This is a genomic window from Parahaliea aestuarii, from assembly GCF_008064635.1.
GTDB lineage: Bacteria > Pseudomonadota > Gammaproteobacteria > Pseudomonadales > Halieaceae > Parahaliea > Parahaliea aestuarii.
Genome location: NZ_VRYZ01000003.1, coordinates 212,528 through 234,675 on the forward strand (window position 1 = coordinate 212,528; position 22,148 = coordinate 234,675).

Here is a 22,148-nt window from a genome sequence, read left to right on the forward strand (position 1 = left end):
TCAGGATTCCGCGGTTTCGAACTGGTTGGCAAAGGCGTAGTAAATCACGGTGATTACCGAGGCCACCGTGATACCAACACCCAGTTCGACAACAAGAATGCCAATGTGCTGGGCGGTCACCGGATCGTCAGCAAACACGCTGTAGTCGAGGAATGGGCGCCCGCTGAGCATGGCGAACACGCCGGTGATACCAAAGATCAGCACACCGACAGCAGACAGCCACTCGACCACTGCCGGACGCACTACCCGACAGACGGTGGGCAGGCCATAGAGCAGGCCGTAGAGGATGATGGCCGAGGCAAAAATGACGCCGGCCTGGAAGCCGCCCCCGGGGCCGTACTCGCCGTGGAACTGCACATACAGCGCAAACAGCAGGATGAAGGGAATCAGTATCCTGCTCACAATCTGGAGGATGGTGTGCGGGTCACGGTGGTTGTCCGGTACATAGCGCGGACGCGCCGAACCGCGCTGACCGGGCGTGGCAAGGATTAACAGAACCGCCACACCGGCGGTAAAAATCACCAGCACCTCGCCCAGCGTGTCGAAGGCGCGGTAGCTCGCCAGCACGGAAGTCACGACATTCGGAATACCGATTTCCTCCCCCGACAGCTGCAGGTAGCGTGGCGCCACGTGAGTGTGCGCCGGCGCATCCGGGCTGCCAAAGGGCGGCATGTCGAGAGTACCGATAATGAGCAGCGCGGCGGTGACAGGAACCAGCACAATGGCCAGAACCGGCAGGGCGCCGACCGGGCGCGGTTCACCGCGACCAATGGCTGCCACTGTCAGCAGCAGTAGCAGCGGCGATACCCCGGCGCCGACTGCCGCTTCGGTAAAAGCCACATCCACGGCGTCCATGGTCACAAAGAAGCTGGCGCACAGCAGGCCGTACACGCTTGTCAACATAGTCGAGGCCAGCAGGCCGCGCACCACGACCAGCGCGCCGGCGGTGGCGACCAGCAGAATCAACAACACGATATTGACCAGCAACTCCATGCAGTTGTCCCCCGCTCACCGGTCGCCTGGGGGAAGGGCAATGTCCCGCCTGCCGCGGCGGTCGCGCGGCCTTACCCCGGCGTTCCAGGCGGCCTTGGCCAGGGCGTGACTTGCGGTGGGGCTACTGAACAGCACGAACAGCAGAATCAACAGGAGCTTGAACTGGGGCAGGGCGCTGTCCGTCGCCTGCAGCATCAATCCCAGAATGATCAGCGCGGTCGCCAGGGTCTCGGTAACGCCACAGGCGTGGAGCCGGGCGTAGAAGTCGGCAAAGCGCAGGAAGCCCAGTGCCCCGGTCAGCAGCAGGAAGCTGCCCAATAACAGGCAGACGCTACTCAGCGGTTCCAGTATCGCGCTCATCAGCCATCCGCTCCCTGCTGTTCGTTGCGCAACTCGGTGATACGCAGTACCCCGATCACACTGATGTAGTTGATCAGGGCGTAGACCAGCGCAATGTCGAGGAAGTCCGGTGAGCCGAAGAGGTAGGAGATAGTCGCGATGAGCAGCACTGTCTTGGTGCCGAACAGGTTGGCGGCGAGGACTCGGTCGAACACATTCGGTCCGGCGAATGCCCGGAGCAGGGCCACGACCATGACCAGGAGCAGAACAATAACGGTCAACGCCAGTATCATTGCTCCAGCTCGCTTACCCGGCGCGACATTTCGCCGCCTTCAAGTGACGCCATGCCCCGGGCCGACAGCGAGTGCACCAACAGGTGATCGGCGCTGATCTCCACCGTCAGCGTTCCCGGGGTAAGGTTGATCGAGTTGGCGTAGACCACGCGGCAGATATCGCTTTGCTGCGGCAGCGGCAGGCGCGCCACCTGCGGCTCGTAGTCCGGGTTGCGACTCCAGGTCTGCCGCACCAGGTCGAGGTTGCTGGCAATGATCTGCCCGCTCAGCCAGAGGAAGTAGCGCGGTACGCGGCTGAGCAGGTGCAGCGGCATGGACTCCCGGTCCACCACGTCCATGCGTCGGGCGATCCAGGTCACCAGCACCACCGAGGCAGCGCCCAGGGTTAGCAGGAGGGGACTGTAGTGTCCCGAGTTCATCAGCCAGAACAGTGCAAGTGCCCCGGCCATTCCCAGTGTGTATCGCACATCGACCTCCCGGAAATATTGCGGTGAATGATGTGTGAATCGACCTGGCAGTCAGGGCGGGCAGGGGTAGTCCCGCTCCAGAATTTCGACCACCAGGCCGGTGGCGGAGCGGTTGGCTACAGATGCGGGATCGCGAGCGGCGATCGCCTGCCGAACCTGTTCGACACTTTCCAGACTGCTGAGGCAGAAACTCGGCGATTTAAGGGATGCGGTTTCCGGGTGGGCCGGGGCGCGCGTCCGCATCACCCGTTGCATGTATTCGGAGGGTTGCTCATCGCTGAAGCCCACCTCGGGGTGAGCCTGCAGGAAGCCGAGCAGGAAGCCTTCACACAGGCCGCTGAGAGTCAGGCCGTTCGTGCCTACCGGCATGCGACAGGCCTCGACCAGTTGGCTGCCGGAACCCAGCACTTGCGCGCTGCCCTCGGCGTTTGCCTCCTCGTGTGCCAGCATCACCAGCAGTGTCGTGCTGCACAGGAACGAGGCAGCTTGAACCAGGATTCTCGTCATGGGCGCACCTTTTTGTTGCGGCTGAATTCACTGTGGCACCGAATGTGAGAAAAGTGTAGGCAAAATGTAAAAAAATTGTAGCGAGGTCGAGCTCATGCCCGGCGTTGTTGGCGCAGGCCCCTGGTCCGTTGGCGGACACAGGGGCCTGGTCTTCGCCGCCCTCAGGCGGCCTTTGATGCCACTGCCTGTTGGGGCTGCTTGAGCAGGTATTCGAAGGCCGACAGGGAGGCCTTGGCGCCCTCGCCCATCGCCACCACGATCTGCTTGTAAGGCACTGTGGTTACGTCGCCGCAGGCGTAGATACCCTCGGCGCTGGTTTCCCCGCGCTCGTTGATGATTACCTCGCCATGGGGCGTCATGTCCACCACACCCTTGAGAAAGCCGCTGTTGGGCAACAGGCCGATCTGGACGAAGACACCCGCCAGTTCGCGCTGCAGTTCCTCGCCCGTCGCGCGATCCTGATAGGCAATGGCGTTGACCTTGCCGTCCCCGGCCAGAATCTCTTTGGTAGCGACATTTTTCAAAATGGTGATGTTGTCGCGGGCCGCGGCCTGCTGTACCAGCACCTGATCGGCTTTCAGTTCCGGCAGGAACTCGAATACCGTCACTGACTTGACGATACCCGCCAGGTCCAGCGCGGCCTCGATACCGGAGTTGCCGCCGCCAATCACCGCCACATCCTTGCCCTTGAAAAAGGGGCCATCGCAGTGGGGGCAGTAGGCCACGCCGTTGCCGATGTTTTCCTTCTCGCCCGGCACACCCAGTTCGCGCCACTTGGCGCCGGTGGCGATGATCAGGGTGCGGGTCTCGATCTGTTCGCCCGAGGACAGCGTCAGGCGCTTGATGTCGCCCGATTCGACACTGTCCACCCGCAGGTGCTCTTTCAGGGTAACCGGGTATTCGTTGAGGTGGGTCAGCAGGGCGTTACTCAGCTCCGGCCCCGTCGTTTTGGTCACGGAAACCAGGTTCTCGATGCCCATGGTGTCCTTCACCTGGCCGCCGATGCGGTCGGCTACTACGGTGACGGCCAGGCCTTTGCGGGCGGCATAGATGGCCGCGGCCACGCCGGCGGGGCCACCGCCGATCACGGTGACATCCTGCAGCGGCAGTTGCCGGCTGGCCTCAGCGGCGCCGGCCTCGGTCAATTGCGGGTACAGGCCGACCAGTTTGTCGAGCAGGGCCGCGGTGTCGATCTTGCCGTTGGCGAAGGGCTTGCCATTGAGGAACACGGCGGGAACGCCCTGGATATTGCGCTCTTCGATCAGCTCGGGGTACAGGCCACCGTCGATCATCTCGCTGCTGATGTGCGGATTCAGCAGGGCAAACTGGTTGACTGCCTGCACCACGTCCGGGCAGTTGTGGCAGCTGAGGGAGACGAACACCTCGAAGTGCAGGGGTTCGGCCACCCGGCGCAGCAGGGTCTGGATGCTGCTGTCGAGTTTCAGCGGCACGCCTCCACTCTGCAGCACCGCCAGTACCAGCGAGTTGAACTCGTGGCCGCCGGGGATGCCGGAGAACACAATGCCGGTTGGCTCGCCACCGGTTTCCAGTGCAAAACTGAGCGGGCTGCGCAGGGCGTCATCGCTGTCGCGCTGTTCAAGGATCAGCTTGTCGGAAACAGAAGTGAACGTGCTCAGGAAGTCCACCAGCTCGTCACGCTTGTCGTGGTCACCGTTCTGCAGAACCAGGGTGACCGGTTTTTCCAGCTTTTCCGCGTAGCCCTTCAGGGCCTGAAGAATGTCATTGTTCAACATGATTCCGCTTCCTCGGTGTTTGTTTCGGGCGCAGGAATCCCTGCCGCAGCGAGTCCGCGGTGTTTCCTTTGCCTCGGTTTGAATTCGGGGTTGCCCCCGCCGCAGGGCGGGGGCTGTGGCGCTGCTGCGCCGGGGTGGTCCTAGATCTTGCCGACCAGGTCCAGGCTCGGGGTCAGAGTGGCTTCACCCTGTTCCCAGGCGGCGGGACAGACTTCGCCATCGTTTTCGCGCACGTATTGCGCAGCTTTTACCTTGCGCACCATGTCCTTGGCGGAGCGGCCGATGCCACCGTTGTGGATTTCAGCCACCTGGATGATGCCGTCGGGATCGGCCAGGAAGGTGCCGCGCATGGCCAGGCCGTCTTCCTCGATCATCACGTCGAAGCCGCGGGTCAGGGTGCCGGTGGGGTCGCCCAGCATGTAGTAGTTGATCTTGCCGATGGCCTCGGAAGAATCGTGCCACGCCTTGTGGGAGAAGTGGGTGTCGGTGGATACGGAGTACACTTCAACGCCCAGGCCTTGCAGTTCTTCGTAGTGCTTGGCCATGTCTTCCAGCTCGGTGGGGCAGACAAAAGTGAAGTCAGCCGGGTAGAACAGGAAGATGGACCATTTGCCTTTCACGTCATCGGAAGTGACGGTTTTGAATTCGCCGTTGTGGAAAGCCTGTACTTTGAATTCGGGGATGGATTGATTGATCTTAGCCATGTCGGCCTCCTCTGAGTTGATGTGAACTGCGCGGTTTGCGTCAGCGGTGGAGTGATAATGGGCGTTGGCTGTGTTTAAATAAATCGAATTAAACTGAAGAAATGGTTCAGATAAACCGAACCAGTATCTGGAGGTATATCAGCGTGGTTTCCCTCAAGCAGCTCACTTATGCCCTGGCGGTGGAGAAGACGCGGCACTTCAAGAAGGCCTCGGAACTCTGTTCGGTTTCCCAGTCCGCGTTGAGCACCGCTATCTCCGAAATGGAAAGCCAGCTGGGGGTGCAGGTATTCGAGCGCGACAACAAGCGGGTGCTGGTAACACCGGTGGGCCAGCAGATTCTCGACAAGGCGCGGGCCATCAAGCTGGAGCTGGACGACCTCTACCAGCTGAGCCACCAGAGTCATTCGCCCCTGAGTTACCCGATGTCGGTGGGGGTGATTCCCACTATTGGCCCCTACCTGTTGCCCAAAGTGCTGCCGGCGGTGCGCAGCGAATACCCCGGTTTCCAGATGACCATCGATGAAGACCAGTCACGGGTTCTGGTGGAAAAGGTGCGCAACGGTGAGCTGGATACGGCCGTGCTGGCCCTGCCCTATGAAACTGACGGCTTGCACTGTTTCGAGTTCTGGGAAGAGGATCTCTACCTGGTTACCCACCGCGATGATCTGCTTGCAAGGGAGGATTCAGTCAGGAGCGAGCAGTTGGAAGGTGCGAACCTGCTGTTGCTGCGCGATGGCCACTGCCTCAAGGATCATGCCCTCGCCGCGTGTCGCCTGCGTCCTTCGGAGCTGGAGCAGTCCCTCGGCGGCGCCAGTCTCTACACCCTGATCCAGATGGTGGCGGGTCGCATGGGCTCGACCCTGGTGCCGGCCATGGCCCTCGATCAGCTGCTGGCGGCCAGCAGTGAGCTGGCGGCAATACCGCTGGCAGAACCCGGGCCCCATCGACGCATCGCGTTTATTACCCGGCTGAACTACGCCGGCGTCAACGACATTGAATTGCTGCGCAGCCTGTTCCGCCGTGAACTGGAAAAGGCGGCAAGACTGACGCAGAAAAAGAACCATAAAAGGCAGTGAAGGCAGGCATCGGCAAACCCGGTGTACTGGCAGGTTGTCGATGTGAATACCGGCCCGGTCCCGTTGATGCCCGCCCGGGGGGGGGCCTGAGTACGTGCAGTGCTGCTGGTGCGGGTTTCAAGGGCGGCAGGCTAACTCCCGCCCTTGGAGTGACCGTCAGCCGGGATTGGCGGCTTTGTACTCGCGAATTTCGGTATTGAACTGGCCGGCGACCGATTCCTCCAACGAAACTGCTGCGTTGTAGGCTTCAACCGCTTCGTTGTAGTTCTTCTGGGTTTCAGCAAGAACGTCTTCCGTCAGGCCGCCCTCTTTCACCCTGGCTTCAGCCGTGGTGAACACTTCTTCCAGGCACTTCATGTATTCGACGTTGGCCGTCTGGAAAGTCTTCACGGCTTTCTGGCCGGCGAGCATGTCTTCCATGGTTGCACTGGCACCGTTGGGCAGGGTGGGCGATTCGGGTTTGGTGCATTCCGCGAAGGTGGCGCTGCTGCCAAGGGCCAGCGCGGCGAGTGCAAAACTGAGTCTGTTCATCATTGCCTCCTCAGGCTGAACGGGATGCAAAACAGTAGCAGGCCCGTTCTGCCCTGCCAAGTCAGTCTTCACCCACCCACAGTTCCGACAGGTTGTAGCGGGACTGCAGGGCCGAGGCCACTGACTGGGCCGTGGCCTTGTCCGGCAGGGAGATAATCCGCACCCGGTAGAGGTCGCCCCCCGGTGCCGCCTGAACCACGACCTTGCCGGCCGCGGGTTGCAGGCGCCTGGCCCAGCTGTCGGCCAGTTCGCGCTGGCGGTAGGAGCCAAAGTTGACGAACCAGTCGCCGCTTGCGCTGCTGGCGGGCGCCTTTGTCGCCGCAGGCTTGGTTGCGGGCCTGGCTGCGGGTTTGGCCTGGGCTGCTTTCTCTGATGCCTGGCGTGCCGCAGCCTGTTGTACTTCAAGCTGGCGTTCGAGGCCGGCCACGGTATCGCTCAACTGGCGGTTTTCCAGTCGCAGGCTGTCGAGGCTCGCAGCCAGGGATTCGTTGCGCTCTACCAGGTCGCGCTGGGTGCTGCGCTCCTGCGACAGCTGGTCGGGGTTTACCGCGACCGCGAGTTCGGCGCGCAGTTCGCGAATTTCTTCGCGCAGTGCGGCCCGCTCCTGCAGGACGCCGAAACCGCCCACTGCCAGAAGCAACAGGGCGACAACGCCGGCGGCAATCAGTCCCAGCGGCCAGGGGCCGAGCAGGCCGCGCTCGTCGTCGTCTTCCTCGCCCCGCTCGTCGTCGTCCTCGTAGTCATCCCACTCCTCATCGTCATCATCATCGCGGTCGTCTGCGCGAGAGGGGTAGGATGCACCGTCGTCGTCATCGTCATCGAACCGGGGGTCGCTGTCGTCATTGTCGAACAGGTCGTCGGGGCTGTCATCGGCGGGGCGGTGGGCGGTGGCACTCATGCCGTCGGCAGGGTCCGGCCAGGCGACGCCGGCGGCGGGCTCCTCGACATCGTCGAGAATTTCGTCGGGGTCGTAGTTGTCTTCACCGGAACGATAGTCCAGGGCGTATTCATCGTCCTCGTCGTCCGGAATCAGGTTATCCAGGGCATCGTCAGCTTCACTGTCACTCTGCGGCCGGCGTGACGGCGAGAATGGATTGCCGTTATCGCTGTGATTGCTCATGGCCTGCGCCCTGTTTGCCCCGGTAATGTCGGCGATACTAACAGAGCTGCCGCAGGGGGTCAGCCGATTCAGTCGTCGCTGCGCAGCGACTGCAGACCGCGATTGAGTTTGTGCAGATGACGGTTGACCTCGTCGCCCTTCATTTTCGATACCCCGGCGGCGAGGATGTCGATCACCGCGAGATGGGCGATGCGTGAGGGCAGGGGGGTGTAGCTCTCCTCGTCGGGCGAGGCGACATCGATGGGAATGGCGATGGTGGCACGCGCCAGCACCGGGGTGTGGGAGGGGGCGAGGGCAATAAGCACCGCGCCGGCCTCGCGCACGTAGTCCATTGCCTCTAGCAGGGCCGTGCTGCGCCCGGACTGGGAAATCGCCACCACGACATCGTCCGCTGTCAGCGACATGGCAGACATGGCCTGGATATGGGGGTCGGAGAGCGCGGCGCTGGCAATCTGCAGGCGGAAGAATTTGTGCTGGGCGTCGATGGCCACCGGGCTGGAGGCACCAAAGCCGTAGAATTCCACCCGGCGGGCATTGCACAGGGCGTCCACGGCCACCTCAATGGCATCCGGGTCGAGGGTGTCGCGCACCTGGGCCAGGGTTTCCATGGTGGCGTCGAAGACCTTGTAGGTGTAATCCCGGGCGGTATCCAGCTCGCTGAGCACAAAGGGTTCCTGGCTGGTGTTCTGGGCCAGGGACTGGGCCAGGGCGAGCTTGAAACTCTGGAAGCCCTGGCAGCCGATGGCGCGACAGAAGCGCACCACGGTAGGCTCCGATACGTCGGCCGCTGCCGCCAGGTCGACGATGCGCATGTGTATCACCCGCTCCGGCTGCGCCAGCACCAGCTCCGCCACCTTGCGCTCGGAGCGGCGCAGGGTCGGGAGTGCGGATTCGATATCCCTGATGTTGGCTCTGCCGTTAGTGGCCACGTGGTCGCTTGTCCCGCAGTAGAATTGTTGGCGTACAGGTGCGCTCAGTATACAGGTGTCGGACTGCGCGGGCGCGATGCGGGGTGATTTACATCTCGCCGGCCTATGGCTGGCGCGGCGGAGCGAGTAAAATGCGCCGATGGATGTATCTGATATTCTCTCCCCCCTGAACCCCGCCCAGCGCGAGGCGGTGGCCGCCGAAAGTGACAACCTGCTGGTGCTGGCCGGTGCCGGCAGCGGCAAGACCCGCGTGCTGGTGCACCGCATCGCCTGGCTGATCCGCGCCCTGGGCCTGTCGCCCCAGGCCATTCTGGCGGTGACCTTTACCAACAAGGCCGCCAAGGAGATGCGCGGGCGCATCGAGGAAATGATGCAGATTTCCACCCGCGGCATGTGGGTGGGTACCTTTCACGGCCTGGCCCACCGCCTGCTCAAGGCCCACTGGAAGGACGCCGGCCTGCCACAGAACTTCCAGATTCTCGATGCCGATGACCAGCTGCGGCTGGTGAAGCGGGTGTGCCGCGAGCTCGACCTGGACGAATCCCGCTGGCCGCCGAAACAGGCGATGTGGTACATCAACGGCCAGAAGGACGAGGGCCTGCGGGCCGCCCATATCGACGTGCCCCACGGCGATCTCTACGGCCAGATGATGCTGCGCATCTATCGCGCCTATGAACAGGCCTGTGAACGCGCCGGCCTGGTGGATTTTGCCGAGCTGCTGCTGCGCGCCCACGAGCTGTGGCTGAAGGCGCCGGCGGTGCTGGCCCACTACCAGGGTCGCTTCCGCCAGATCCTGGTGGATGAGTTCCAGGACACCAATACCATCCAGTACGCCTGGCTGCGGGTGCTCGCCGGCAAGACCATTCCGGTGGTGGCGGTGGGCGACGACGACCAGTCCATCTACGGCTGGCGCGGTGCCAAAATCGAAAATATCCAGCGCTTCTCCGATGATTTCTCCGGTTGCCAGACGGTGCGGCTGGAACAGAATTACCGCTCTACCCAGACCATCCTGCAGGCCGCCAACGGGGTCATCGCCCACAACTTCGGCCGTCTCGGCAAGGAGCTGTGGAGTGCCGGCGAGTCCGGCGAACCCATCACCCTCTACGCCGGCTTCAACGAGCAGGACGAAGCGCGCTTCATTGTTGAACAGGCCCAGTCCTGGATTGACGACGGCAACGCCCGCAGTTCAGTGGCGGTGCTGTACCGCTCCAACGCCCAGTCCCGGGTGCTGGAAGAGGCGCTGATCCGCGCCGGTCTTCCCTACCGCATTCACGGCGGCCAGCGCTTCTATGAGCGCATGGAAATCCGCAACGCCCTGGCCTACCTGCGCCTGATCCAGAATCGCGGCGACGATGCGGCAGTGGAACGGGTGATCAATACGCCGCCCCGGGGCATCGGCAGCAAAACCCTGGAAACCGTGCGCGAAGTCGCGCGCAACCGGGAAGTCGCCCTGTGGCAGGCGATCCGCATGGCCATTGCCGAGAAGTTGTTGCCGGCCCGCGCGCTGTCGGCGCTGGAGGGCTTCATTGTACTGGTGGACGAGATGGACGGCGGCAGCGATGACATGCTGCTGGAAGAACTGGTGGAGCACGTGGAGCATGCCTCTGGCCTGCTGGATTTTCACCAGAAGGAGAAGGGAGAAAAAGGCCAGGCGCGGGTGGAAAACCTGGAGGAACTGGTCAGTGCCGCACGCCAGTTCGAACCCGAGGGCGAGGAGCTGTCGCCCCTGCAGCAGTTCCTCGATAACGCGGCGCTGGATGCCGGTGAGGCCCAGGCCGACGCCCACGAGGACAGCGTGCAGCTGATGACCCTGCACTCCGCCAAGGGGCTGGAGTTTCCGCTGGTATTCCTGGCAGGCATGGAGGAGAACCTTTTTCCCCATCGCATGTCGCTGGAGGAACCCGGCCGCCTGGAGGAAGAGCGGCGTCTCTGCTACGTGGGTATTACCCGCGCCATGGCGCGGCTTTACATCACCTATGCGGAAACCCGGCGTATTCACGGCAGCGAATCCTACAACAGTCCGTCGCGCTTTATCCGCGAGATTCCGGTGGATCTGCTGCAGGAAGTGCGCCTGAACAACACCATTGCCGCGCCGGTGAGCTCACTTACCCAGGCTGCAGTACCCGATACCGGCCTCAGCCTGGGGCAGCGCGTGTTCCACCAGATCTTCGGTGAAGGGATCGTGTTAAACTTCGAGGGCCGCGGCAACAATGCCCGGGTGGAAGTTCACTTCGATGCCGAGGGCAGCAAGTGGCTGGTGGTGCAGTACGCCAACCTGCAGGTGCTTTGAATAACGGCGCTTTCAACCCGAATGGGTGATAACGCGATGCTGTTGCAGCGCTGATAATAACAACCGTTTGTAAATTTGAGTCTCGATGTCTGACAGTCAACGCAACGCGCAACGGAACTACGCCCCCCTCGTTATCCTGTTGCTGGTGGCCGCCCTGGTCCTGGTGATCGGCCTGTGGGCCACAGGCGCCGGGCGCGAGGCGCGCAGTGCCGGCCCGGGAACCGGAGCCATCGCCGGTGAACAGGCTGGTTATCACTGGAAGATCGTCACCACCTGGCCCAAGAACCTGCCCGGTCTCGGCACTGCGCCGGAGAACTTCGCCCGCATGTTGGGGGAGATGAGCGGCGGGCGCCTGACAGCTCGAGTCTACGGCGCCGGCGAAATTGTGCCGGCCTTCGAGGTGTTTGACGCGGTGTCGCAGGGTGTGGCGGATGCCGGTCACGGCGCCGCCTACTACTGGAAGGGCAAGATTCCCTCCTCGGTCTTCTTTACCGCCGTGCCCTTCGGCATGACAGCCCAGGAAATGAACGCCTGGCTGTACTATGGGGGTGGCATGGAGCTGTGGCGGGAGGTGTACGCCGGCGCCAACATCGAGCCCTATGCCGGCGGCAGCACCGGGGTGCAGATGGCGGGCTGGTTCAACCGCGAATTGAACAGCGTGGCGGATCTCAAGGGCCTGAAGATGCGCATCCCCGGGCTCGCCGGCGACGTCTTCACCCGCGCCGGCGGCACCTCGGTGCGTATCCCCGGCGGGGAAATCTACACCTCCCTGCAAACCGGCGTAATCGATGCCGCCGAGTGGGTTGGCCCCTACAACGACCTCGCCCTGGGCCTGCACGAGGTGGCGAAATACTACTATTACCCCGGCTGGCATGAGCCCGGCGCCATGCTGGAATTTATCGTCAACAAGGATTCGCTGGCGGCTTTGCCCGAGGACCTCCGGGCGATTGTGAAAACCGCTGCGCGGGCCGCCAACCAGGAAATGCTGGACGAATTCACCGCACGCAATAACACCGCTCTCAGAGATCTGGTGGAGAACCACGGTGTGCAGTTGCGGCGCCTGCCGGACGATGTGTTGAAAGCGCTGTTTGACGCCAGTGAGGAAGTGCTGGCGGAGCTGGTGGCGGCAGACCCGCTGGCCGCCCGGGTCAACGCCTCGTTCCAGGATTTTTACGGCAAGGTGCGGGCCTACCACCATATTTCCGAGCAGGCCTTTATCAATGCCCGCGACGTGGTACTGCCGCCGGAGCGGAAAGATCCCTGATCAGGGATTGATCGCGCGGGTGCGCCCCTTTTCGTCGATAGCGACGAATACGAACTCCCCTTCGGTCACCTTCAGCGGATCGCCATCGTGCTTGGAGTTGATCCACACCTCCACCACGATACGGATGGAGCTGCGGCCGATTTCCAGCACATCGCAGTAGCAGGTGACCACCGCGCCCACATGTACCGGGGTGAGGAAGGCCATGCCGTCGATGGCTACTGTGGCCACCCTGCCTCCGGCCACTTCGGTCGCGGTGATGGAACCCGCGATATCCATCTGCGACAGTAGCCAACCGCCAAAAATGTCCCCGTTGGCATTGGTGTCCTTGGGCATGGCGATGGTTTGCAGGGCCAATTCACCCTGGGGAATGGGGGCGGAATCTATGTCACTCATGGCAATCGCATCGGGTCAGGTTATCGGGCCAGCTGCGCCGGCAGCCAGGTTGCCAGTGCCGGCCACATCCACAGGGCCACCAACACCGACAGCTGGATGATTATAAAAGGAATGACGCCCCGGTAGATAGCGCCGGTGGCCAGTGAATCCGGCGCGACCCCGCGCAGATAGAACAGGGCGAAGCCGAAAGGCGGGGTCAGGAAGGAAGTCTGCAGGTTGATGGCGATCATGATGCCGAGCCAGATCGGGTCCAGCCCCATGGCCAGCAGGATGGGGCCGACAATGGGCACCACGACGAAGGTAATCTCGATAAAATCGAGAATAAAGCCCAGCAGGAAGATGATCAGCATGACCACCAGCGTTGCGCCAAGGACACCGCCAGGTAGCTGTTCGAAGAAGTGGTGAATCAGTTCCTCGCCGCCGAAACCGCGGAAAACCAGTGAAAACAGTGCCGCTCCGATCAGGATCATGAATACCATGCAAGTGACTTCCATGGTGTCGCGGGATACCTCCCGCAGGCGCGAAAAGTCCATCTGCCCCTTGGCAAGGGCCAGCAACAGGGCGCCGACAGCACCCACGCCAGCGGCTTCGGTGGGGGTGGCGGCGCCGACCAGGATCGAACCCAGTACCACCGCGATCAGCAGCAGCGGGGGCACCAGTCCCTTGAGCAGTTCTGACGCGGGTACCGGCTCCTGTTCCGCCGGCGGTGCCTGTTCTGGCTTCAGCCAGGCAACCACCAGCACATAGACCATGTACAAAGCCACCAGCAGCAGGCCCGGCAACAGGGCGCCAATGAACAGATCGCCCACCGAAACGGTCTTCGGGTTGAAGATGTTCATCGATAACTGGGCCTGCTGGTAGGCGCTGGACAGCACATCTCCCAACAATACCAGGGCAATGGAGGGCGGAATGATCTGCCCCAGGGTGCCGGTGGCGCAGATGGTGCCGGCCGCCAGCGACGGTTTATAGCCGCCCTGCAGCATGCTTGGCAGGGATAGCAGGCCCATGGTCACTACAGTGGCGCCGACGATGCCGGTGCTGGCTGCCAGCAGCGTGCCCACCAGAATCACCGAGATGCCGAGCCCGCCGCGCAGGCGGCCGAACACCCGCGCCATGCTCGCCAGCAGTTCTTCAGCCACACGGGATTTTTCCAGGATGACTCCCATCAGGATAAACAGCGGCACCGCGATCAGGGTGGCATTGTTGACGGTGCCGAACAGGCGCCCCGGCAGGGCAGAGAGAAAACTGGCGTCGAATACGCCGGCGATAATGCCCCCGGCGGCGAAGGCCAGGGCAGTGCCAGCCAGGGTGAAGGCCACCGGGTAGCCCAGCATCAGCGTCAGGCACACCGCGGCAAACATCAGCAGGGCGATATAGCCACTCACTATTCGCTGGCCCGCATCAGCACCGCTGCGCTGCGCAGGGTTTCCGCCAGGCCCTGTAGAAACAGGGTCGCCGCCATCAGCGGTAGCAGCGACTTCAGCAGGAACACGGCGGGGATGCCACCGGGTTCCGGCGAGCTTTCGCGTATCGCCCAGGACTCCGCCACGTAATTCCAGCTGATGCAGAAGATAAAGGCGCACAGGGGTAGCAGGAACACGATGCTGCCGACGCCGTTGACCCAAGCCTGAGCGCGGGCCGAAAAGCGCCGGTAGAAGATATCCACCCGCACGTGGCCATCGCGCTTCAGTGTGTAGGCGGCGCCCAGGGTAAACAGTGTGCCGTGTATATAGGTGATGGCTTCCTGGGCGGCGATGGAGCCGATGTTGAAGCCATAGCGCAGCACCACGACCAGCGCAGTGAGCAGTGCCATGGCCACCGCCAGCCAGGCCAGCAGGCGGCCGCTGGCTTCGGTAAAGCGGTCGATAGCGGCGACGAGGGCCAGCATTCGGGGCATTCTTTATTGGTCTTTTGCAACGGTGGGGCGCAGCGTATCATAGCCCCTCAACTCACGCGAAAGCTTCCCAGCTCGCGCCCGAGCCCCGGACGAGGATTCATGCTCACAGTTATCTCACCGGCAAAAACGCTGGATTTCGACACGCCCCCCCATATCCGCAAAACCACTCAGCCACAGTTTATCGAGCGCGCCGCCGAACTGGTGGAAGACGCTCGCGGCCTGTCGCCAGAGGACATTCGCGCACTGATGGGGGTGAGCGAGAACATCGCCGAACTCAATCACGCGCGCTTCATGAACTGGGCAGCGCCCTTCTCGCTGGACAATGCCAAGCAGGCGGTGCTGGCATTTCGCGGCGATGTGTACACCGGGCTGGATGCGGACACCCTGAGCGCGGCACAGCTGGCCTGGGCGCAAAAGCACCTGCGCATCCTGTCGGGCCTATACGGCCTGCTGCGACCGCTGGATCTGATGCAGCCCTACCGGCTGGAAATGGGCCTCAAGTTTGCCAATCGCGGCGGCAGGAACCTGTATGAATTCTGGGGTAACGAGATTACCGGGGCACTGAATGACAGCCTGAAAAAGTCGGGCAGCCCGGTGTTGGTTAATCTCGCTTCCAACGAGTACTTCCGCGCGGTAAAAGCCAAATCACTGGATGCCGAAATCATCACGCCAGTGTTCAAGGACCTCAAAAACGACAGGTACAAGGTCATCAGCTTCTTTGCTAAAAAGGCCCGCGGCCAGATGGCCCGCTATATCATCGAGCAGGAGCTCGACGATGTGGCCGGGCTGAAGAAATTCCGGGTGGACGGCTACCGTTACAGCGCCAGTGAATCCACTGCCCGGGAACTGGTGTTTACCCGCGACAGGCCCCCCGGGGCCTGAACAGCAACCTCGCCTCCATACAATAAAATCCAGAGGAGCTCATGAGCAGCGAAATTCTCAGCGTAGCGATTATCGGGGCCGGCATGTCCGGTTTGTGCATGAGCATCCAGCTGCGCAAGCGCGGCATCGACGACTTCGTGATACTGGAAAAATCCGCCGGCGTGGGAGGCACCTGGTACGACAATACCTATCCGGGAGCCTGCTGCGACGTGCCCTCGGTGATGTACAGCTACTCTTTCGAGCCCAATCCCTGGTGGTCGCGCAAATACTCGCCACACAATGAAATTCGCGCCTATTTTGCACACTGTGCCGACAAATACGGCCTGCGCCCGCGGTTGAGGCTGAACACCGCAGTGGCCGAGGCCCGCTTCAATGAGACCCGGGGCCTGTGGCAAATAACGTTGGAAAGCGGCGAGCTGATCGAGGCCCGCGCCCTGGTCAGCGGCCTCGGCCAGCTTAACCTGCCCTACACGCCGGAGTTCGAGGGTGCGGATAGCTTCAGCGGCGACAGTTTCCACTCCGCGCGCTGGAACCACGATATCGATCTGACCGGCAAGCGGGTGGCCATCATCGGCAACGCCGCCAGTGCCTTGCAGTTCATTCCCCATGTGGCGCGGGAGGCGGCGCAGGTCTACGTTTACCAGCGCAGTGCGAATTACGTTGTGGAACGCAATGACCGCGCCTACACGGCGCAAGAACAGCGTCGCTTTTCCCGACATCCCTGGTGGCAGAAAGTGCATAGGCTCAGTACCTACCTATGGGGTGAAGCTATATTCGTGGGTGCTTTACTGAAACGGGGCTTACTGCGGAAATTGCTGGAGCGCCGATGTGAAAATTATCTGGCGCGTCACATCAGCGATCCGGTACTGCGCGAGAAGCTTACGCCTGACTACCCACTTGGATGTAAGCGGCTCCTGGTCTCTGATAATTACTTCCAGGCGTTTAATCGCGACAATGTGGAACTTGTGACCGCTCCCATCCAGGCGATGGATAGCACCGGGGTAATATCGGAGGATGGCCGGGAACGACCCGCCGATGTAATTATCTACGGCACCGGCTTTCGTACCACCGACATGCTCAGCGGGGTGCGTTTTGTCGGCAGCGACGGCCGCGATCTACGCGAAGCCTGGCGCGACGGGGCGGATGCCTATCGCGGCGTGTGCGTGTCGGGCTTTCCCAATTTCTTCATGCTCTATGGTCCCAACACCAACCTGGGTAGCAACTCCATCATCTTCATGGTGGAGCGGCAGGTGAACTACGCCGTGGCCTGTATCGAAAAGCTGCTGGCCAACGGCCTCAGCAGCCTGGATATCAACGCATCGGTCATGCGCGACTACAATGTGAAGATGCAAAGAGATCTTGCCGACACTGTCTGGGTGGCGTCCTGTGACAGCTGGTACAAGAATGACGCCGGCAAGGTGGTTAACAACTGGCCCCACACCACCACCCGCTACTGGTGGCATATGCGCGAGCCGGATTTCAGCGATTTTGACATGAAGGGTTGAGCGATGGACGGGTTGCCCTGGTCACAGGCCTGCGAAAACAACAAGGCACCTATTCTCGACATCCTGCGCCGGGTGCTTGCCGACAAGACCCAGGTGCTCGAACTGGGCGCGGGCACCGGCCAGCACGCCACCTGGTTTGCCGGCCACCTGCCACACCTGATCTGGCAACCCACCGACCTCCATTCCAACCTGCCCGCCCTGGCACCGCGCTGCGCGGCGTACGAAGGCGGCAACCTGTTGCCGCCACTGGCGCTGGATGTATGCCAGCATCCCTGGCCGGCGCAGGTGCCCGATGCCGTGTTCACCGCCAACAGCTTTCACATCATGCCTTTTTCCGCCGTGGCCCAGTGTTTTGCCGAGCTCGGGCGGCGCGCCAGGCCCGGCACCGCACTTTGCGTTTATGGACCCTTCAACTACGGCGGGCAATACACCAGCGACAGCAACGCGCGCTTCGACCAGTGGCTGGCACAGCAGCACCCGGACAGCGCCATACGTGATTTCGAGGCGGTGGATGAACTGGCGCGACAGGCGGGTTTTGCCCTGCTGGAGGATAACGCCATGCCGGCCAACAACCGCCTGCTGGTGTGGTGGCAAACGGACCGGTAGAGAATGACATTGAATCCCGGGTTCTTTGTCGGTATCGGCGCGGCCAAGTCCGGAACCTCATGGCTCGCCAGTTACCTTTCCGCGCATCCCGACATTGCCTTTTCGCCCATCAAGGAGCTGCATTACTTTGATGCCATGTTCCTCGAGAATCCGCGGGGCGGATGGAATCTCAAGTGGTCGAATATCCTTTCGGACCTGCTGGAGAAGCAGCGACAGTTTCCCTGTCGCGACATCGAGGAAAAAATTCGCTGCGTCAAACTGCGATTGGAGATGGTGAGCAACCCGGGGGTGTGCCGGGACTATTTTTCTGCACTGCTGGACCGCCACCACAGGGCGTTTGGCGAAGTGACCCCGGCCTATGCACTGCTGCCCGAGGCTGGCTTCAGGGCCATCCTTGAACTGTACCCCGAGGCAAAATTCATCTTCATCATGCGCGATCCGGTCGACCGGTACCTGTCGCAGGTTCAGTTTTCACAAACTATTCGGAAGATTCAGGGCCAACCCCCGATGGATGATTTTGACCCGGATTTGCAGGCCGTAGCGCAACTTGCCAATCCGGCTTACACCAGGCGGGGAGATTATCGGCAAACGATGGAAACGCTTATGAACGTGACCGCTGGTGACAATCTCTGCACCTTGTTCTACGAGCATATTTTCGACGATGAGAAGTCGGCGTCAGAACTCGGCAAGTTATGCCGGTTCCTGGATGTTCCTCGTGCCACCGGAGATGTAGGCGCAAGAGTCAACAAAAGCGAAGGAATGACCTTTGCAGCGGAGACGATTGAAAAAGTCAGAGATGCGTTGTCAGGTACTTATGACTACGTGTTGAAGGAGTTTGCAGCGGAAGTACCCTCCCACTGGCTTCGATAGCCGGGCAAACTCCGTGCCGGTACCAGCATCACCTGGAAAACCACTAGCGGCATAGCTTTCTGCCTTGATACGCTGAAGCCTGATGGCCCCTGACTGGATCTCACCTGGACATGTCCAAGCAAACCGAACCCGGGAGTCGTGTGGTGCTGTTCGACGGCGTTTGCAAACTCTGTTCGGCCTGGACACGGTTTCTTATTCGCTTCGACCGCAAACACCGCTTCAAACTGGCCACGGTGCAATCGCCGGAGGGCCAGGCACTGTTGGCGCGACACGGGTTTCCAACCGACACCTATGAAACCATGGTGCTTGTCGAGGGATCGAAAATCCACACCCGGTCAGCAGCCTTCCTGGGTGTTATGCGCCGGCTTCCCTTTCCCTGGCCCCTGGTCTGTGTAGCCTGGCTGATTCCCCGATTCATCCGGGACTGGCTGTACGATCGCATTGCACTGAATCGCTACAGACTGTTCGGCCGCTACGACACCTGTTTTATCCCGGACAGCGAGCAAAAGGCGCGCTTCCTTGGCGGTGATTGAGAGTCGGGGACAGAGGCTGGCAGAGCGAAGTACCCTAGTTGGTAAACTATTCGGTGCGACGAAGCAGGGCGCACAGAGAAAAGTAGAGATCCTATGAATCCTGTACTGGTATCAATCTCTCTTCTTGTATGCAGCAATGTATTTATGACATTTGCCTGGTACGCACACCTGAAGGAGCTGAACGGCAAGCCCTGGATTGTCGCCGCGCTGGTTAGCTGGGGTATAGCCCTGTTCGAATACCTGTTTCAGGTGCCGGCGAATCGCATCGGCTACAGTGTTTTAAGCGTGGGTGAGTTGAAAATACTGCAGGAGGTAATCACCCTGTCGGTATTTGTTCCATTCTCACTGCTCTACCTGAAAGAACCGCTAAAGCTTGACTATCTGTGGGCCGGGCTCTGTTTGTGCGGGGCGGTGTTTTTTATGTTCAGAAGCAAAATGGTATAGACAGCGCCGGCCCTAGGCGCCGGCCTTCCTGAACGGCAACAGTCCCGCCGCCTCCTCGCGGTAGCGGGCAACGTGCTCCGCTTCTTCCCGGGTAAAGTCCTGCACCGCCGCCGCCAGGCGCTGATCGGCAATCCAGTGGTTGGAGAAGGTGTAGACCGGCGTAAATCCGCGCTGGATTTTGTGTTCGCCCTGGGCGCCGGGGTCGAAACGCTGCAGCCCCTGCTCAATACAGTACTCAATGCCCTGGTAATAGCAGGCTTCAAAGTGCAGGCAGTCGTACTCCTGCTCGCAGCCCCAGAAGCGGCCGTAGAGGGTATCGCTGGAACGGAAGTAGAGGGCCGCGGCGATGTCGCGGCCTTCGCGCTGCGCTACGACCATCATGGTCTGCTCCCCCAGCGATGGCGCCACTTCGGTGAAAAAGGCCTCGCTGAGATAGCCGCCGTGGCCGCTGCGCTTGGCGTAGGTGAGCTGGTAGAAGCGGTGAAAGCGGGCCCAGCGGTCGGGGCTGATGTCGGCGCCGCACAGGCGCTGCAGGGTGATGCCCTGTTCCGCCACACGGCTGCGTTCGCGGCGCAGGTTTTTGCGTTTGCGGCTGGCGAAGGTGGACAGAAAGTCATCGAAGCTCTGGTAGCCCTGGTTCAGCCAGTGGAATTGCACGGCGACGCGTTGCGCGGTGCCGAGTGCGAGCAGCTTGTCCGAGGTCGCCTGTTGCGGGAATAGCAGGTGCCAGGAGGAGATGCCCTGTTCCTCACTCAGGGCGCGAATGCCCTGCAACAGCAGCGGCCAGGCATCGTCCTCCGCAAAGCCTTCAGCGCAGCACAGTCGCGGCCCGGTGGCGGGGGTAAAGGGAATGGCCGATACCAGTTTGGGGTAGTAGTTGAGGCCCATGCGGCGCCAGGCATCGGCCCAGGCCCAGTCGAACACGTACTCGCCCCAGGAGTGATCCTTCAGGTAGAGGGGCAGCAGCGCGACCAGGCTCTGCCCCCGCCAGAGCAGGGCATGGCAGGGTTGCCAGCCGGTGTCGGCGCTGGTGCAGCCACTGCGTTCCAGCCCGTAGAGGAAGCTGTGGCGCAAAAAGGGATAGTCGCTGCCGGCCAGGGTGTCCCAATGTTCGGGGGCGATGTCCGCCAGGCTGGTGACAAACTCGATGCGCAGTGCAGTCGCGTCGCTCATGTAGTGCTGGCGTAGTGCAGCACAATACCGGCAAAAACCGCCAGCCCGGCCCAGTTGTTGTGCAGGAAGGCACGGAAGCAGGCCATGCGCTCGCGTTCGCGAATCAGCCACTGGTGGTAGATGAACAGCCCGGCCGCTACCGCGAGCCCGGCGCCGTACCAGGGTCCCAGGTCAAAGGTGATGCCCGCCATCACCCAGCAGCCCAGGCAGGCCAGTTGCAGCAGGCCGATGATCAGGCGATCGGCATCGCCGAACAGCACGGCGGTAGATTTGATGCCGATTTTCAGGTCGTCGTCGCGGTCGACCATGGCGTACTGGGTATCGAACACCACCGTCCACAGCAGGTTGGCCGCAAACAGCCACCACAGCCCGGCGGGCAGGGCGTTCTGCTGGGCGGCGAAGGCCATGGGGATGCCCCAGGAAAAGGCCGCGCCCAGGACCACCTGGGGCCAGTGGGTGTAGCGTTTCATAAAGGGGTAGGTAGCGGTCAGCGCCACCGCGGCAAAAGACAGGGCGATGGTTAGCGGATTGGTGAGCAGCACCAGTGCGAAGGCCGCCAGGCACAGTAGCAGCATGAATACCCGGGCCTCGCGCACACTCACCGCGCCGGTCACCAGGGGGCGTTGGCAGGTGCGTTTCACGCTGCCGTCGAAGTCGCGGTCAGCGAGGTCATTGACGATGCAGCCCGCCGACCGCATCAGGAAGGTGCCCAGGGTAAAAATCAGCAGCAGGCTGATATCCGGTACGCCGCCGGCGGCGATCCACAGGGCCCAGTAGGTGGGCCACAGCAACAGCAGGCTGCCGATTGGCTTGTCGAAGCGGATCAGCTGCAGCAGGGCCTGGGGTTTGGCGAGGGTAGTCATGGCGTCGCTAGCGGGGCAGTTCAGTCGTCTGCCAGCTTACTGTTTTGACCGCAGGATTGCAGCGTTGACCTTGCCGTGCTGGCTGCGGTGCACCGGCAACTCCGCCGGCCACGGCCGGAAGGCCTGCAGAAAGACTTCACTCACCAGCAACTGGCGGCCCCCAATGTCGAAGCAGGAGCGGCGCCCCCAGGCGCTGGCTGGCTGCTGCAGGGAGTGCGGCAGGTAGCTGCTGTTGCCATCAATCCGTGCCACTTCAAAGGGGCTGCGCTGCATACCCGGCATGCGGAACAGAATGGCGCCCAGCGGCCGGTTGCGCAGCTGGCGCAGGTGGCGCAGTTCGCCGGTCAGGCTGGACACGGGGAACAGGCTGCGGGCGAAGACCAGGGGCACGTCATCTACCTGCAGAATCACCTCCCGTACCAGGGCGCGCTGGCGCAGGGGGATGTCGAGCAGGCGGCGCTCGCTGGGCAGCGGGGTCACCCATTCCTGGCGCAATCGCTGCACCCGGAAATGGCCCGGATTATTGGCGACAATGCGGCGGGTGAGGGAGCTGTCGTCCAGCAGCCAGGTGCGCTCCCGGTGGCCCAGGCGGTAATTGGGAATGCGTCCGGCAGGCCGCCACCGCGGCTCGGCCTGCGGGGGCAGGAGAAGTCCTGGCACAGTGCGGTCCGGTAAAAATGCAGGGCGAGCATGCGATATCGCCGCAGTCGGTGCA

Annotated in this window: 25 protein-coding genes; 9 read left to right on the plus strand and 16 right to left on the minus strand. The window is 62.0% G+C overall.

Annotated features, from left to right (window positions below):
* The 7 genes from FVW59_RS08155 to ahpC all read right to left on the minus strand — a co-directional run bounded on the left by FVW59_RS08155 (window position 1) and on the right by ahpC (window position 5,057).
* Entirely contained in the window at window positions 1-993 is a 993-nt protein-coding gene (locus FVW59_RS08155; protein ID WP_148063759.1) for a Na(+)/H(+) antiporter subunit B, read from the minus strand.
* 15 nt (window positions 994-1,008) lie between these two features.
* On the minus strand, window positions 1,009-1,353 hold the full coding sequence (gene mnhG / locus FVW59_RS08160; RefSeq protein WP_148063760.1) for a monovalent cation/H(+) antiporter subunit G: 345 nt from the start codon (window positions 1,351-1,353) through the stop codon (window positions 1,009-1,011).
* Window positions 1,353-1,547 (minus strand): MrpF/PhaF family protein, encoded by a 195-nt coding sequence (locus FVW59_RS08165; protein WP_246139675.1) that lies wholly within the window; start codon window positions 1,545-1,547, stop codon window positions 1,353-1,355. Before FVW59_RS08165 ends, mnhG begins: the two co-directional genes overlap by 1 nt.
* Window positions 1,548-1,621: 74 nt before the next feature.
* Window positions 1,622-2,092: a Na+/H+ antiporter subunit E gene (locus FVW59_RS08170; protein ID WP_148063762.1), complete on the minus strand. Its 471-nt coding sequence runs from the start codon at window positions 2,090-2,092 to the stop codon at window positions 1,622-1,624.
* Between the two features lie 51 nt (window positions 2,093-2,143).
* Window positions 2,144-2,599, minus strand: a complete 456-nt coding sequence (locus FVW59_RS08175) for a Rap1a/Tai family immunity protein (RefSeq protein ID WP_148063763.1) — start codon at window positions 2,597-2,599, stop codon at window positions 2,144-2,146.
* 161 nt (window positions 2,600-2,760) lie between these two features.
* Entirely contained in the window at window positions 2,761-4,353 is a 1,593-nt protein-coding gene (gene ahpF, locus FVW59_RS08180) for an alkyl hydroperoxide reductase subunit F (RefSeq protein WP_148063764.1), read from the minus strand.
* Between the two features lie 140 nt (window positions 4,354-4,493).
* Window positions 4,494-5,057, minus strand: a complete 564-nt coding sequence (gene ahpC, locus FVW59_RS08185) for an alkyl hydroperoxide reductase subunit C (protein ID WP_116367829.1) — start codon at window positions 5,055-5,057, stop codon at window positions 4,494-4,496.
* A gap of 143 nt (window positions 5,058-5,200) precedes the next feature.
* Between ahpC and FVW59_RS08190 the strand changes: the two genes are divergently transcribed.
* Complete coding sequence (locus FVW59_RS08190) at window positions 5,201-6,133, plus strand: hydrogen peroxide-inducible genes activator (RefSeq protein WP_148063765.1); 933 nt, start codon at window positions 5,201-5,203, stop codon at window positions 6,131-6,133.
* Window positions 6,134-6,289: 156 nt separating this feature from the next.
* On the opposite strand, the gene FVW59_RS08195 is transcribed toward FVW59_RS08190, so the two are convergent.
* The 3 genes from FVW59_RS08195 to FVW59_RS08205 form a co-directional block, all read right to left on the minus strand.
* The gene (locus FVW59_RS08195) at window positions 6,290-6,664 is read right to left on the minus strand and encodes a hypothetical protein (RefSeq protein ID WP_148063766.1); all 375 of its coding nucleotides are present in this window, start codon (window positions 6,662-6,664) and stop codon (window positions 6,290-6,292) included.
* 61 nt (window positions 6,665-6,725) lie between these two features.
* A complete protein-coding gene (locus FVW59_RS08200; protein WP_148063767.1) occupies window positions 6,726-7,784 on the minus strand; it encodes an SPOR domain-containing protein in 1,059 nt (352 codons plus the stop codon).
* Between the two features lie 68 nt (window positions 7,785-7,852).
* The gene (locus FVW59_RS08205) at window positions 7,853-8,713 is read right to left on the minus strand and encodes an SIS domain-containing protein (RefSeq protein ID WP_246139676.1); all 861 of its coding nucleotides are present in this window, start codon (window positions 8,711-8,713) and stop codon (window positions 7,853-7,855) included.
* Between the two features lie 139 nt (window positions 8,714-8,852).
* Between FVW59_RS08205 and uvrD the strand changes: the two genes are divergently transcribed.
* Complete coding sequence (gene uvrD / locus FVW59_RS08210) at window positions 8,853-11,003, plus strand: DNA helicase II (RefSeq protein ID WP_148063768.1); 2,151 nt, start codon at window positions 8,853-8,855, stop codon at window positions 11,001-11,003.
* Window positions 11,004-11,088: 85 nt separating this feature from the next.
* On the plus strand, window positions 11,089-12,267 hold the full coding sequence (locus tag FVW59_RS08215) for a TRAP transporter substrate-binding protein (protein ID WP_148063769.1): 1,179 nt from the start codon (window positions 11,089-11,091) through the stop codon (window positions 12,265-12,267).
* Here the strand turns inward: FVW59_RS08215 and FVW59_RS08220 are convergent, their stop codons facing one another.
* From FVW59_RS08220 to FVW59_RS08230, 3 genes are read right to left on the minus strand one after another with little or no spacing between them, the layout of a single operon-like run.
* Window positions 12,268-12,660 (minus strand): acyl-CoA thioesterase, encoded by a 393-nt coding sequence (locus tag FVW59_RS08220; RefSeq protein ID WP_148063770.1) that lies wholly within the window; start codon window positions 12,658-12,660, stop codon window positions 12,268-12,270.
* A gap of 20 nt (window positions 12,661-12,680) precedes the next feature.
* A complete protein-coding gene (locus tag FVW59_RS08225; protein ID WP_425468399.1) occupies window positions 12,681-14,021 on the minus strand; it encodes a TRAP transporter large permease in 1,341 nt (446 codons plus the stop codon).
* A gap of 23 nt (window positions 14,022-14,044) precedes the next feature.
* Entirely contained in the window at window positions 14,045-14,548 is a 504-nt protein-coding gene (locus tag FVW59_RS08230; RefSeq protein ID WP_246139677.1) for a TRAP transporter small permease subunit, read from the minus strand.
* Between the two features lie 108 nt (window positions 14,549-14,656).
* Between FVW59_RS08230 and yaaA the strand changes: the two genes are divergently transcribed.
* The 6 genes from yaaA to FVW59_RS08260 all read left to right on the plus strand — a co-directional run bounded on the left by yaaA (window position 14,657) and on the right by FVW59_RS08260 (window position 19,397).
* Window positions 14,657-15,439: a peroxide stress protein YaaA gene (gene yaaA / locus FVW59_RS08235; protein WP_148063773.1), complete on the plus strand. Its 783-nt coding sequence runs from the start codon at window positions 14,657-14,659 to the stop codon at window positions 15,437-15,439.
* A gap of 41 nt (window positions 15,440-15,480) precedes the next feature.
* Entirely contained in the window at window positions 15,481-16,944 is a 1,464-nt protein-coding gene (locus tag FVW59_RS08240; protein WP_148063774.1) for a flavin-containing monooxygenase, read from the plus strand.
* 3 nt (window positions 16,945-16,947) lie between these two features.
* The gene (locus FVW59_RS08245; RefSeq protein ID WP_148063775.1) at window positions 16,948-17,550 is read left to right on the plus strand and encodes a DUF938 domain-containing protein; all 603 of its coding nucleotides are present in this window, start codon (window positions 16,948-16,950) and stop codon (window positions 17,548-17,550) included.
* Between the two features lie 3 nt (window positions 17,551-17,553).
* On the plus strand, window positions 17,554-18,420 hold the full coding sequence (locus tag FVW59_RS08250) for a sulfotransferase family protein (protein ID WP_148063776.1): 867 nt from the start codon (window positions 17,554-17,556) through the stop codon (window positions 18,418-18,420).
* A gap of 110 nt (window positions 18,421-18,530) precedes the next feature.
* Entirely contained in the window at window positions 18,531-18,953 is a 423-nt protein-coding gene (locus FVW59_RS08255) for a thiol-disulfide oxidoreductase DCC family protein (RefSeq protein WP_148063777.1), read from the plus strand.
* 93 nt (window positions 18,954-19,046) lie between these two features.
* A complete protein-coding gene (locus FVW59_RS08260) occupies window positions 19,047-19,397 on the plus strand; it encodes a DMT family protein (RefSeq protein WP_148063778.1) in 351 nt (116 codons plus the stop codon).
* A 12-nt stretch (window positions 19,398-19,409) separates the two neighbouring features.
* Here the strand turns inward: FVW59_RS08260 and FVW59_RS08265 are convergent, their stop codons facing one another.
* From FVW59_RS08265 to FVW59_RS08275, 3 genes are read right to left on the minus strand one after another with little or no spacing between them, the layout of a single operon-like run.
* Window positions 19,410-20,570 carry a GNAT family N-acetyltransferase gene (locus tag FVW59_RS08265; protein ID WP_148063779.1) on the minus strand — a complete coding sequence of 387 codons (1,161 nt, stop codon included), beginning with the start codon at window positions 20,568-20,570 and terminating at the stop codon, window positions 19,410-19,412.
* Window positions 20,567-21,433, minus strand: coding sequence for a 4-hydroxybenzoate octaprenyltransferase (ubiA, locus tag FVW59_RS08270; RefSeq protein WP_148063780.1), 867 nt, complete (start codon window positions 21,431-21,433; stop codon window positions 20,567-20,569). The genes FVW59_RS08265 and ubiA overlap by 4 nt, the downstream gene beginning before the upstream one ends.
* Window positions 21,434-21,469: 36 nt before the next feature.
* Window positions 21,470-22,093: a chorismate--pyruvate lyase family protein gene (locus FVW59_RS08275; RefSeq protein ID WP_187275819.1), complete on the minus strand. Its 624-nt coding sequence runs from the start codon at window positions 22,091-22,093 to the stop codon at window positions 21,470-21,472.
* Window positions 22,094-22,148: the final 55 nt, after the last annotated feature.